We start from the raw sequence: 12,362 nt of genomic DNA, 5'->3' as shown, positions 1-12,362 counted from the left end.
GAGCCGGGCGCCGGCCGGCTCCGCGCGCGCAGGGGGAGGGGGTCAGGCGGCGGCGTTCTGCCGGCGGGCGCGGACGCTGGTGACCAGCTGGGCGCGGATGCGGGCGGGGACCTCGGGGGCGAAGCGGGCCAGGTAGTGGTTGAGGTGGGTCTCGTCGCCGGCGAGGAAGGGCAGGTCGAAGACCAGGAGCTTGCGCACCGCGAGCAGCGGGACGGGGGCGCGCAGCGGCCTGAAGCCGTGGTTCCACAGGCCGGGTTCCTCGCAGACCGGGTGGAACTGGCCGATCATCAGGCCCTGTTCGACGAACTCGTCCTTGGCCTTGCGCTGGAGCTCGTCCAGCACGGTGGAGTCCTCGCGGTCCAGCTGGGGCATGACCAGCAGGACGGTGAGCAGCTCGCGGTCGGACTCCTCCGTCAGGGCGGCGAGCAACTCGTCGTAGCGGGCGCGCAGTTCGGCGACCAGGCGGGGCAGGTCCCCGTCGGGGGAGCCGTCGGCGACGGCGATGTGGAACAGGCCGCGGCGCAGTGAGGGCTGGGTGTAGGGGCAGACCGGTCCGCTGCGGCCGAGGTCGGGGTGGGCGGTGGTGAGGAAGGCCCGCGCCCAGGCGAGGGTCTCGGCGGCCTCGGGGCGTTCGGCGGCGTGGCCGGCGTCGATCTGTCCGGCGCTGTACAGGCGCAGCGCCGAGGAGGAGGCCACGGCGGGGGCGGCGGGCAGGGCGGGGGCGGTCATCGGGGCCCCCGCCACACCGGGGCCAGGCGGGGGCCGCCGCCGGGCAGGGCGATGGCCTCGCCGAAGCGGGTGAAGCCGCCGCCGGCGAGCAGGTGGGCCCCGCCGGGGGAACTGGTCTCGGCGTAGGCGGCCTGGCCGGCGGCGTCGACCTCGGCGAGGAAGGCGTGCAGCAGGGCCCGGCCGGTGCGGGTGCGGCGGGCGTCGGGGTGCACGCCGACGAAGGCGAGGTAGTGGTGGGAGCGGTGGCGCGGGTGGCGCAGGGTCTGCAGGCGGGTGATGGCGGCAAGGCGGCGGGCGGGCCCGTCGTGGCCGGCGGCGTCGACCGCCTCGGCGAGGGCCCGGGTGGCGGCGCCGTCCTTGGGGCCGGGGTCGTCCCAGTGGCCGGGCGGCAGGAACAGCAGCGCCCCCAGCGGCTCGCCGTCCTGCGCGGCGCCGTCACCGGTGGTGGCCCGGTGGGCGACCAGGGCGCCCCGGTGGGCCAGGCACTGCTCGACGTGGACGCGGAAGAAGGCGGGCATCACGCGGGCGCGGTGGCCGGGGTCGGGGAAGGCCCAGAGCATCAGCGCGTCGTCGGCGAAGGCGTCGGCGAGCACGTGGGCGAGGGCGTCCTCCTCGCCGGGGCGGGCCGGGCGCACGGCGGGCCGCACGGCGGGCCGCACGGTGGGCCGTAAGGCGGTGCCCGCGGTGGCGGGCAGGGCGGTGGTGGTGGTCAACGGGCACTCTCCTCGAACGAGGGGGCGGACGAAGGGGAAGGCGGGTCAACGGTCGCATCGGTCGCATCGGTGGTACCGGGTGCGGCGGTCACGTCGGCCGTACCGGCCGTACCGGCCGCGTCGGGTGACCGGCCGGCGGCCGCGGCGGCCAGGGCGGCCAGGGCGGTGACCCGCGCGTGCAGCGGCTCCACCCACTCCTCCGCCTCCGGCTTGATCAGCACGCTGCGCAGCACCCGGGCCCCGCCCGCGTCCGCGCGCACGCCGGGGTGGCGGCGGGTGAAGTCGGCGGCGTCCACGCGCAGCACGCTCAGGTAGACGGGGTCCCGCTCGTCGGCCATGCCCCGGCGCAGGACCTGCTCGCTGGCGGCGTCGATCGCCGACAGCGCGGGCGCAGGCGTCCCGAGGACGGTGGGGAAGTAGGTGACGATGTCCAGCTGCGGCCGCTGGTGCAGCGTCAACTCCTCACTGGCGTCCATCAGTTCGGCCCAGGCCAGGGCGGCGCGCCGGCTCGCGGCCAGCCCCGCGCCCAGGCCCTCGGGGGTGAGCGGCAGCAGCTGCAGGGTCAGCCACAGCGCGGCGGCCGAGGCCCCGGCGCGCGAGCACTCCAGGCTGATCTCGCCCAGGTGCAGTTCGGCGTCGGTGAAGTAGGTGTACGGGGAGTCGTGGGCGAAGTGCCGCCCGATGCCGGGGTCGGCGAACAGCACCGCCCCGCAGCCGTAGGGCTGCAGGCCGTGCTTGTGCGGGTCGACGGTCACCGAGTCGCAGCCGGCGACGGCCCGCCACGGCGCGGTGTCCACCCCGAGCGAGGCCGCGAGCGCCTCGTCGGCGGCCAGCAGCGCGAAGAACCCGCCGTAGGCGGCGTCCACGTGCACCCGGGCCCCGTAGCGGCGGGCCAGCGGGAGGATCTCGTGCACCGGGTCGACGGCGCCGGGCCCGGTGGTGCCGCAGGTCACGACCACCGTGCCCACCCGCCCGGTGCGCAGCAGTTCCTCCAGCGCGCCGACGTCCATCCGGCCCTCGGCGTCGGCCGCCACCGCGTGGCTCTCGACGCCCAGGACGTGGCACATCCGGCTGTGGGTGTAGTGGGCCTGGGCGCTGTGGGCGACGCCGAGGCCGGGGTGGCTCTGGCGCGCCACGTACAGCGCCTCCAGGTTGGCGATGGTGCCGCTGCTGGTCAGGTGGCCCACGTGCGCGGGCAGCGCGAACATGGCGGCGAGCTGCGCGACGCACTCGCGTTCCATGTCGTTGGTGGCCGGCCCGCCCTCGTAGGCGTGGTTGTTGGGGTTGAAGCGCATCGCCGTCAGGTAGCCCACGACCGCCGCCGGGTGCGGGGGCTTGACCATCTGTCCGGCGTAACGCGGGTGGAAGAACGGGTAGTTGTGCTCCAGGCGCTTGGCGAAGCGCTCGAACGCGGCGGCGAAGTCCGCCTCGTCCACCAGGTGCGAGGGGTGCGGCCGCAGCGGCCCGAACCGCTCGCCCCACCGCTCGGCCACCTCGGCCGCCCTCGGCAGCCAGTACCGCAGGTCCACGCTCCGGCCCTTCCCCTTCGAGTCCTTCGACAGACGGGGGGCCGGCGCGCGGGTGAGCAGCACGCCGGGCCCCCGGCGAGTACGAGCGTTCACCGCGAGCCGAGTCCTTGAGCGTTCCTCGACCGCGTCCGCAGCCACGGTGGCGGCGCCGCGCAAGGCGCCCGCAACACCCGCAGCTCACCCACCGCGGCGCCCGCCGGCCCCACCCGCACCGCCCCCCACCGGCCCGAAGGGCACCGCCCGCGGCCCCAGCCGGACCCCAGCGCGGCACGAGCGGGCGCTGCTGCAATCACCCCCGGACAAGGCCGTCCCCACCCGGGCGAGGCCGGGGCAGCCCACACGGGAGGAGAGACGCGATGGTGACCAGACGCAGGATGATCGGCGCCGCCCTGGCGACCGGGGGAGGAGTCCTGCTCGTGCGCACCACCCAGCACCCGGCCGCCTCAGCCTCCGCTTCCGCCGCCTCCGCCGCGCAGGACGCGCAGGACGCGGGGCACGCCCACCCGGCGGGCGCCGCCGCCCCCGACCCGGGCCCCGACGCCGGCCCCGCGCTCGCCCCGAAGTTCACCACCGCCCTGCCGCTGCCCCCGGTGCTCAGCCCCGTCTCCACCGACGGCGGCGCCGACACCTACGCGGTGACCATGCTGCGCTCCTTCGCCCGCATCCTGCCCGGGCACCGCACCGACGTCCTCACCTACAACGGCGCCTTCCCCGGGCCCGTCATCCGCGCCCGCTCCGGACGGCCGGTGATCGTGCGCCAGACCAACCTGCTGGACGACCCGGTCTCCGTCCACCTGCACGGCTCCGCCGTCCCCGTCGACAGCGACGGCGGCCCGATGAACCTGCTGAACGCCGGCGCCACCCGCACCTGCACCTACCCCAACGACCAGCCCCACGCGAGCCTGTGGTTCCACGACCACGCCCACCACCTGGAGTCCGAGCACGTCTACCGGGGACTGGCCGGCACCTACCTGCTCACCGACGCCACCGAGGCCGCCCTGCCGCTGCCCTCGGGCCGCTACGACCTGCCCATCGCGCTGCGCGACGCCCGCTTCGACGCCTCCGGCAACCTCGTCTACCGCATGGACGACGCCGCCGGACGCGCCACCATCCTCGCCAACGGCCGCCCCTGGCCCAAGGTCGACGTCGCCGCCCGCCGCTACCGCATCCGCCTGCTCAACTCCTCCAACCTGCGCTTCTTCTCCCTGCGCCTGGCCGACGGCGGCCCCATCACCTGGATCGGCTCCGACGGCGGCCTGCTGGAACACCCCCACACCACCGACACCGTCGACCTCTCGCCCGGCGAGCGCGCCGACGTCGTCATCGACTTCTCCCGCTACCGCCCCGGCACGAGCGTCGTGCTCACCAACTCCATGCCGCCGGGCCCCGCCGAACACATCGGCCAGGTGCTGCGCTTCGACGTCGGCCGCCCCGCCCCCGACCCCTCCTTTGTCCCCGACCGGCTGCGCACCCTGCCGCCGCCGGGACCGGTGGCGCGCGAGCGCACCGTCGTGCTCAAGGTCGAGGAGGGCGGCGCCGGCGCCGCCCCGCGCGGCCTGATCGACGGCAAGGTGTACGACCCGGCCCGGGTGGACGCCGCCGTCGCCTTCGGCACCTCGGAGATCTGGACCGTCCACAACGCCAACACCGACATCCCGCACAACTTCCACCTGCACCTGGTGCAGTTCCGCGTCCTCCAGCGCAACGGCCGGGCCCCCGGCCCCGAGGAGTCGGGCCTCAAGGACACCGTGCGCCTGATGCCCGGCGAGAGCGTGCGCCTGCAGGCCACCTTCGACTCCTACCGCGGCCGCTACCCCTACCACTGCCACCTGCTGGACCACTCCGCGATGGGCATGATGGCCCAGATGGAGATCGCCTGAGCACCCGGCCCCCGGCCCCCGCCGGGCCGCCCGGCCGCCGGCCCCCGCCGGGCCGCCCGCCGTGACGCGGGCGGCCCGAGGGCGCGTCAGGACGCGTGGATGCCCTGCCCCGGGGTGAGGATCCCCGCCGGGTCCCAGCGCCGCTTGGCCGCCACCACCCGCTCCCACAGCCCCCCGTAGTGGCGCTGCCAGTCCGCGCGCGTCATCCCCGGCACCGCCCCGATCAGGTACCGCTTGCCGCCCAGCTCCACCGCCAGGTCGTACAGCAGCCGGTTGCGCTCCAGCATCGCCGCCGTGTCCGACCCCGGCCCCGGGAAGGCCAGCAGGTCGAAGTGCCAGCCCACCTCCTCCCGCCCCGGCAGCACCGCCAGCGGCGCCTTCACCTTCGAGCGCAGGTACGGGTAGAACAGCAGCAGCCCCGCCCCCAGGTCGGCGGCGGTCAGCACCTCGGCGGCCCGCGCCATGAACGCCCGCGCCGTGGACGCCGGCAGGAACACGCTCAGCCACGGCTTGGGCAGCGCCCAGAACCCGGCCGCCCGCAGGTACCCCGAGAAGCCGTCCACCCGGTAGGCGTACTCCCGCCAGCTCTGCTCCACCACCTCCGTGTCCACCGGCGCCAGCCCCGCCAGCAGCGCCGCCCGGTCCACCGCCTGCCCGGCGTCCGCGAACGCCACCAGCTCCGCCTTGTAGCGCCAGCGCGAACCGTCCGCGCTGCGCACCACGTCGCCGACCTGGAAGTCGAAGCGGCGCCGGGCCAGCACCTTCTCCTGGTCGGCGAGGTAGGCGTCCAGGTCGTCGTAGTACAGCGAGAAGACGTGGGCGCGCTCGGGCACCGGCACCAGGGCGAGGGTGACGCGCACGATGACGCCGACCTGGCCGCCGCCGGCCAGCACCGCCTCGAACAGTTCGCGGTTGCGGGTGGGGGAGGCGGTGACCAGCTCGCCGGTGCCGGTCACCACGTCCAGCTCCAGCACGTTGTCGACCTGCATGCCGTGGCGCTGCACGCCGCCGCCGATGCCGCCGACGCTCAGCGTGCCGCCCACCGACAGGTGCAGGTAGTCGGTGAGCACCGGCGGCACCCAGCCCGCGGCCAGGCCCGCCTCGGTGACCTGCGCCCAGGTCGCCCCGGCCTCGACCACGGCGCGCCCCGGGCGCACCGAGACGACCTTCGACAGGCCTCGGGCGTCGATGGCGACGCCGCCGCGGGGGTTGGCCTGGCCGTAGCTGGAGTGCGACTCCAATCCGGCCTCGCCGAGCTGCGCGAGGTCCCCGCTCTGCCCGTTGACGGCCACCGGGATGCGGTGGCGGCGGGCGAAGGCGACCAGCTGCTGCACGTCGCGCACCGAGCCGGGGCGCAGCACCGCCCGGGGCGCGGCGGTGACGAGGTGACCGAAGTCGCCGGAGAAGCGCTCCAGGCCCTCGCCCCGCAGGGTCACCGTGCCGTCCAGGGCGGGCAGCCGGGCGATGTCGGCGCCGGTGTCCGTGCCGGTGTCCGCGTCGGCCTCGGTGGCCCAGGCGGCGGTGGCGGTGTTCCAGCCGATGACGGCGGTGACGGCCCCGGCGCCGGCCGAGGTGAGGAGGGCGCGGCGCGACAGTCCTGACCTGCTCATATCAGAATTTCTCCGATCGGTCGTCAAATAGGGATTGTTGTACCGCAACTATCGGGTGATCACCTACTGGCGTGCACCGGTGATCTGCTGCTCGATGCGCCGCAGCTCGGCCATCGGGTACTCCCACATCCGCACCTGGTGGGCGGGGGCGTGGGCGGGAACGTGCGCGCACGCCGCCCGCGCCTCGTCCAGCAGCGCCTGCCGCGCCCCGGGCAGGTGGGCCACCCGCGGCCCCTCGGCGGCCTCCCGCAGTACGAACGCCAGCTTGTAGGCGTGGGCGGCCGGGCTGACGGCGAACAGCGCCCGGTACACCCACAGGCTCTCCTCGCCGCGCAGGATCCGCTCGTTGTGGCTCAGCAGCCGCACCCGGGCCTTCAGCACCATGTCCTCGTGCACGCTCATCGCGCCCGTCCCCCTTCGTCGTTCGTGTGGTCCCCCCGTCCGCCCGCCGCCCCTGTGCGGGGGCAGCACGCCGTGCGCGCCGGCCGCCCTGGAGAGGACGGTCGGCGCGGGACGCGGAAGGGGATGCGCACGAGTCTGCGGGCGCGCACCGCCGCGCGGCAAGGCGGAAGAAGGGTGGGCTGCGTCCTACCGAACCCTTGCCCGACCTGGCAGGATGGGGGTCGGCACCCTCCCGGCCGGGCGCCGCGGGGCCCGAACTCCCGAGCCCGAGCCGCGGGGTCGGAGTCGCGGGGTCGGAGTCGCGGAGGCGCCGGAGGCGGGCCGTGACCCGGGGTCTAGCCTGGGCCGCATGTTCGTACTTGAGCTGACGTACACCGCCGACGTGGAGTCGATCGACGCCGTGCTGCCCCAGCACATCGAGTGGCTCCGGGAGCACTACGCGGCGGGCACCTTCCTCGCCTCGGGGCGCAAGGTGCCGCGCGACGGCGGGGTGATCCTCGCGGTGGGACCGGACCGGGCCGGCATCGAGGCGCTGGTGGCCACCGACCCGTTCGTGCGGGCCGGGTTGACCGGGTACCGGGTGACGGAGTTCCTCGCCACCACCACCGCCGAGGAGTTGGCGGCCCACCGCCAGCAACTGCCCGCCTGAGCCCTGCCGCCCCGCCCGTCCGCACCGCCGGTGTCGCCGCTCGCGCGTGCGTGCCCGTCCGTTCGGGTCCGGGCCCGTCCGTGCGCGGTGCCCCGGGCCGTTCTCGCGGTTCGGGGCACGGTCGCGTTCTGGCTACGATCGGTGAGCGCGGAGCGACGACGTATCGCGAGTACCGACTTTCGGCGGGAGAAGACGGATGGCACACGCACGGGCCGGGCAGCCGGCGCAGCCCGGTGACCTGGTGGACGTGGCGCGGCTGGTGACGGCGTACTACGCGCTGAACCCGGACCCGCAGGAGCCCGGGCAGCGGGTGGCGTTCGGGACCTCGGGACACCGGGGCTCGTCGCTGGACGCGGCCTTCAACGAGGACCACATCGCCGCGACCACGCAGGCGATCTGCGAGTACCGGGCCGAACAGGGCGTCGCGGGCCCGCTGTTCCTGGGCGCCGACACCCACGCCCTGTCCGAGCCCGCCAGGGCCACCGCCCTGGAGGTACTGGCCGCCAACGGCGTGCAGGTGCTCATCGACGCCGCCGACGGCTACACCCCCACCCCGGCGGTCTCCCACGCGATCCTCGCCCACAACCGGCGCAGCCCCCGCGCGCTGGCCGACGGCATCGTGGTCACCCCCTCGCACAACCCGCCGCGCGACGGCGGCTTCAAGTACAACCCGCCCAGCGGCGGCCCGGCCGGCTCCCAGGCCACCGGCTGGATCCAGGACCGCGCCAACGAGCTGATCCGCGAGGGCCTGCGCGGCGTCAAGAAGGTCCCCTACGCGCGGGCGCTGGCCGCCGCCACCACCGGGCGCCACGACTACCTCACCGCCTACGTCGAGGACCTGCCCTCCGTCCTGGACCTGGACGCGGTGCGCGACGCGGGCCTGCGCATCGGCGCCGACCCGCTCGGCGGGGCCTCGGTGGCCTACTGGGCGCGCATCGCCGAGACCCACCGCCTGGACCTGACCGTCGTCAACCCGGTGACCGACCCGACCTGGCGGTTCATGACGCTCGACTGGGACGGCAGGATCCGCATGGACTGCTCCTCCCCGGCCGCGATGGCCTCCCTCATCGGCCGCAAGGACGAGTACGCCATCGCCACCGGCAACGACGCCGACGCCGACCGCCACGGCATCGTCACCCCCGACGGCGGCCTGATGAACCCCAACCACTACCTCGCGGTGGCCGTCGACTACCTCTACCGCCACCGCGCCGACTGGCCCGGAGACGCCGGCGTCGGCAAGACCCTGGTCTCCTCCTCCATGCTCGACCGCGTCGCCGCCGACCTCGGCCGCACCCTGGTGGAGGTCCCGGTCGGCTTCAAGTGGTTCGTCGACGGCCTGCTGGAGGGCTCGATCGGCTTCGGCGGCGAGGAGAGCGCCGGCGCCTCCTTCCTGCGCCGCGACGGCGGGGTGTGGACCACCGACAAGGACGGCATCCTGCTCGCCCTGCTGGCCGCCGAGATCACCGCCGTCACCGGCGCCACCCCCAGCGCCCACTACCGCGAACTGACCGAGCGCCACGGCGCCCCCTCCTACGCCCGCGTGGACGCCCCCGCCGACCGCGAGCAGAAGGCCCGCCTGGCCCGGCTGTCCCCGGAACGGGTCGGCGCCGGCGAGATCGCCGGCGAGAAGATCACCGCCGTCCTCGCCAAGGCCCCCGGCAACGGCGCCCTGATCGGCGGCATCAAGGTCTGCACCGAGAACGCCTGGTTCGCCGCCCGCCCCTCGGGCACCGAGGACGTCTACAAGATCTACGCCGAGTCCTTCCACGGCGACGAACACCTCGCCCGGGTCCAGGACGAGGCCCGCGCCCTGGTCGGCGAGGTCCTGCGGGGCTGAGCCCGGCACGCCCGTGCCCCGGTCCGGCGGCCTGCCGGGCCGGGGCACGGGCGTCTCCCCGAACTTCAGCCGCCGACCCGCCCGGCGCGGATCCCGCACCGGTGGCAGCGGCTCGATCACCGCCAATGGATCACGCCATGAAGTTGATCAATTACCCGACACACTTTCTCGGGCACGGGTGGCTTGGGCGCGGCAGTGGGCGAGGGCGTACGTGATGCGGATCTCGGAGTGGTGGGTGGTGGTGAGGAGTTCACCGGCGGTGACGAGGGTGGTCCAGTACAGGGCGGGATCGCCGGTGCGGGGCATGGGCCGGGCGGCGGTGAGGGAGAGGTAGGCGGTGGTGAGGAGCAGGGCCTCGTAGCAGTCGGCCAGGCGGCGGGCGGTCTCCGCGAGCGGGATGTCGAGGGCGAGGCACACCGCGCGGGCGGAGGGCAGGGGCTCGCGGGTGCGGCGGACGAGGAGCGGGTAGGTGTCGGCGGGGGGCCGGCCACGGGAGAGGGCGTGGCGGGCGAGGGTGGTGAGGTGCATGAGGGGTTCGGGCTTTCAGACGGTCACGAGGGTGGGGGCGGGGGCCGGGGAGACGAGCGCCCACACGTACTTGCCGATCCCGCCGGGCCGGGAGGAGCAGCCCCAGCGCTCGGCGAGTTCGCTGACGAGGAACAGCCCGCGCCCGCACTCGTCGGAGGGCGCGGCGACGCGGGGGGAAGGACTGCCGCTACCGGCGTCGTGCACCTCCAGCCGCAGGCGGGAGTCGACCAGGGCGAAGCGGATCTCGATGTGGCAGTCGTCCGGCCCGTCGGAGTGCTGGACGGCATTGGCGAACAGCTCCCCGAGCAGCAGCTCGGCGGTGTCGGCGTAGCGGTCGCCGGAGGGCAGCCCGGAGAGGTACGCGCGGAGCAAGTACCGCGCCAGGGGCGTGGATTCGACGCGGGAGTCGAGGCGCGCGACGAACGCGCGGGGGCGACGGGTTTCGAGCATGGGGGTACCTCGGAGGGGGGCGGAATGGGGCATACGAAAGGAGCGCGTGTTGTGAGAGATCGCCGCACCGAGCTGGCACCCGGCCGCCCTTGCAGGCGCTGAGTTCGATCACGTTGCCGCCCGGCGGCGGGGGCCGGTTCGCGAGGGCGGTCACGATTCGTCTCCGTGGCACGCGGGGTGTGCGACGACCGCCCGGCCAAGCGGGGCTCGGCCAGGCCTGGTGGGCGTACGGACGTGGCCAGTCGGAACCAACTCGCCATCCTCGTCGCCACAACGAATGCAGGCCGCGGCCCGGGGCTGGGCCCGGGTGGGCGACGCAGCATCTGTCACGCTCGAATCGTCGGGCAGCCCGACGGGACGTCATACCGTGTTTGCGGGACGTTTGGGACGTCTGACTGGTAGACCTTGAAACGTCCTCAACGTGGAAGGCCAGCCGGTGAACAGTCCACTCCGTGACGCAATGGCTCGTGCCAACATGACCTCGTCCAAGCTCGCGCGTGTGTGCGGTGTCGACCCGAAGACCGTCGACCGGTGGCTCGCGAACCCCTCACGCGAGCCCCACGCCCGACACCGCGCGGCGGCCGGCCGGGCCCTCGGCGAGGAGGAAACCGTGCTCTGGCCATCCGTACAGCAGCTCGTGAAGTCGGGCCCGGATCGGGAGCTGGTACAGATGTACCCGTACCGGTCGGCAGCGCCGGCCACTCTGTGGCGTCAGCTGATAAGGGGTGCAACCCGGGAGCTGACGTTCGCCGGATACACCAACTACTTCCTATGGCTGGAGCACGCGAACTTCGGCAGCCTGCTTCGACAGAAGGCAGCAGCTGGCGTCCGGATCCGCTTCATCCTTGGCGAACCCGGACACCCGGTCACCCGTCAGCGCGAGTTGGAGGAGAACGTCCCCCTGAGCTTGTCGACCCGGATCGAGGTCACTCTGTCCGAACTGGCCAAGTTGCGGGACACGTCGATCGAGGCGCGATACGAGACCGCACACGTCTCACTCAGCGTCTTCCGCTTCGACGACGACATGATCGCCACGCCGCTGCTGCCCGGTAGGATCGGCCATGATGCCCCAATGATGCACTTCAGGCGGGCCCAGGACGACGGTGTGTTCGATCGCTTCGCCGGTCACGTCGAGGACCTGTGGGCGAAAGGGCGTGACGTATGGACAGTCCCGACAGTGGAGGTGGTAGATCATGCCCAGGCGTGACTACGAGGACGACCCGAACGCCCCCGAGGCGAACTCGCTGGTCCCGGCCGCCTCCGTCGTCGTGGTCGACGACGCCGGCCGTGTCCTCCTCCAGCGCCGCACCGACAACGGCATGTGGGCCCTGCCCGGCGGCAGAATGGACATCGGCGAGTCGCTCGCCGGGTGCGGTATCCGCGAGACCCGCGAGGAGACCGGCATCGACGTCGAGATCACCGGGATCGTCGGCACCTACACCGACCCCCGCCACGTCTTCGCCTACGACGACGGCGAAGTCCGCCAGGAGTTCTCCATCTGCCTCCTCGGACGCCCTCTCGGCGGGGAACTGCGGGTGTCCGACGAGTCCCACGAGGTGGCCTGGTTCACCCCCGCCGAAACGGACGGGCTGCCGATGGTGCCGAGCATCCGCAAGCGGCTGACCGACTGGCGCTCCGGGGCGATCCCTGCAGTGCGCTAGCCGCCGTTCACTGCCCGGAGCACAGGTCTGTCACGCCGCGAAAGGCCCCGTGCAAGCGCCCGGCCGCCCTCCCGACGACGCCCACTGCCGCACCCGGGTCACCAGCGTCGCGGAGTATCCGAGCTTCGACGCCGTGCTCGACACCGAAGACCCGGAAGCGATCGGCTCCGATGAGCCGAGCCGAACTCCTCACCGCCTGCCGCGAGATCTGCCCACCCGAGAAGGAGCAGCTCGGCGTCCTCCCGATCCACCTGCGACTCACCCCGTGGCCGGGGGCCGGCCTCGCCGCGGGGGGGTGGGGGGGGGGGGGGCGGCCCCGGCCCGGGGGGGGGGGTTCGGCGCCGGCCCCCACCACACCCCCCCCCCACGCTGCC

12 protein-coding genes are annotated in these 12,362 nt (G+C 74.3%); 5 read left to right on the top strand and 7 right to left on the bottom strand.

What is annotated here, in order from left to right; translation table 11 throughout:
• Nucleotides 1-42: 42 nt before the first annotated feature.
• From ACWGJO_RS15010 to ACWGJO_RS15000, 3 genes are read right to left on the bottom strand one after another with little or no spacing between them, the layout of a single operon-like run.
• Nucleotides 43-729 carry a DUF6875 domain-containing protein gene (locus ACWGJO_RS15010; RefSeq protein ID WP_452183904.1) on the bottom strand — a complete coding sequence of 229 codons (687 nt, stop codon included), beginning with the start codon at nt 727-729 and terminating at the stop codon, nt 43-45.
• The gene (locus tag ACWGJO_RS15005; protein WP_452183902.1) at nt 726-1,442 is read right to left on the bottom strand and encodes a hypothetical protein; all 717 of its coding nucleotides are present in this window, start codon (nt 1,440-1,442) and stop codon (nt 726-728) included. Before ACWGJO_RS15005 ends, ACWGJO_RS15010 begins: the two co-directional genes overlap by 4 nt.
• On the bottom strand, nt 1,439-2,971 hold the full coding sequence (locus tag ACWGJO_RS15000) for a pyridoxal phosphate-dependent decarboxylase family protein (protein ID WP_452183910.1): 1,533 nt from the start codon (nt 2,969-2,971) through the stop codon (nt 1,439-1,441). Before ACWGJO_RS15000 ends, ACWGJO_RS15005 begins: the two co-directional genes overlap by 4 nt.
• 356 nt (nt 2,972-3,327) lie before the next feature.
• Between ACWGJO_RS15000 and ACWGJO_RS14995 the strand changes: the two genes are divergently transcribed.
• Entirely contained in the window at nt 3,328-4,851 is a 1,524-nt protein-coding gene (locus ACWGJO_RS14995; RefSeq protein ID WP_452183900.1) for a multicopper oxidase family protein, read from the top strand.
• 86 nt (nt 4,852-4,937) lie between these two features.
• Here the strand turns inward: ACWGJO_RS14995 and ACWGJO_RS14990 are convergent, their stop codons facing one another.
• Together ACWGJO_RS14990 and ACWGJO_RS14985 are read right to left on the bottom strand one after the other, a co-directional pair.
• Nucleotides 4,938-6,461: an FAD-binding protein gene (locus ACWGJO_RS14990; protein ID WP_452183898.1), complete on the bottom strand. Its 1,524-nt coding sequence runs from the start codon at nt 6,459-6,461 to the stop codon at nt 4,938-4,940.
• 63 nt (nt 6,462-6,524) lie between these two features.
• Nucleotides 6,525-6,863 carry a hypothetical protein gene (locus ACWGJO_RS14985; protein WP_452183896.1) on the bottom strand — a complete coding sequence of 113 codons (339 nt, stop codon included), beginning with the start codon at nt 6,861-6,863 and terminating at the stop codon, nt 6,525-6,527.
• Nucleotides 6,864-7,212: 349 nt separating this feature from the next.
• Here ACWGJO_RS14985 and ACWGJO_RS14980 point away from each other — a divergent pair, with 349 nt between their 5' ends.
• Entirely contained in the window at nt 7,213-7,512 is a 300-nt protein-coding gene (locus tag ACWGJO_RS14980) for a YciI family protein (RefSeq protein WP_452183895.1), read from the top strand.
• Nucleotides 7,513-7,708: 196 nt separating this feature from the next.
• Nucleotides 7,709-9,349 carry a phosphoglucomutase (alpha-D-glucose-1,6-bisphosphate-dependent) gene (pgm, locus tag ACWGJO_RS14975; RefSeq protein ID WP_387690632.1) on the top strand — a complete coding sequence of 547 codons (1,641 nt, stop codon included), beginning with the start codon at nt 7,709-7,711 and terminating at the stop codon, nt 9,347-9,349.
• Between the two features lie 147 nt (nt 9,350-9,496).
• Here the strand turns inward: pgm and ACWGJO_RS14970 are convergent, their stop codons facing one another.
• Together ACWGJO_RS14970 and ACWGJO_RS14965 are read right to left on the bottom strand one after the other, a co-directional pair.
• Nucleotides 9,497-9,877, bottom strand: coding sequence for a hypothetical protein (locus ACWGJO_RS14970; RefSeq protein ID WP_452183893.1), 381 nt, complete (start codon nt 9,875-9,877; stop codon nt 9,497-9,499).
• 15 nt (nt 9,878-9,892) lie between these two features.
• Nucleotides 9,893-10,327 carry an ATP-binding protein gene (locus ACWGJO_RS14965; protein ID WP_452183891.1) on the bottom strand — a complete coding sequence of 145 codons (435 nt, stop codon included), beginning with the start codon at nt 10,325-10,327 and terminating at the stop codon, nt 9,893-9,895.
• Between the two features lie 475 nt (nt 10,328-10,802).
• Here ACWGJO_RS14965 and ACWGJO_RS14960 point away from each other — a divergent pair, with 475 nt between their 5' ends.
• Together ACWGJO_RS14960 and ACWGJO_RS14955 are read left to right on the top strand one after the other, a co-directional pair.
• Nucleotides 10,803-11,534 carry an XRE family transcriptional regulator gene (locus ACWGJO_RS14960; protein WP_452183889.1) on the top strand — a complete coding sequence of 244 codons (732 nt, stop codon included), beginning with the start codon at nt 10,803-10,805 and terminating at the stop codon, nt 11,532-11,534.
• Nucleotides 11,521-11,988 carry an NUDIX hydrolase gene (locus ACWGJO_RS14955; RefSeq protein WP_452183887.1) on the top strand — a complete coding sequence of 156 codons (468 nt, stop codon included), beginning with the start codon at nt 11,521-11,523 and terminating at the stop codon, nt 11,986-11,988. Before ACWGJO_RS14960 ends, ACWGJO_RS14955 begins: the two co-directional genes overlap by 14 nt.
• Nucleotides 11,989-12,362: the final 374 nt, after the last annotated feature.

It is taken from the genome of Kitasatospora sp. NPDC054795 (genome assembly GCF_053611565.1).
This window is presented reverse-complemented; position numbering and strand designations above follow the sequence as displayed.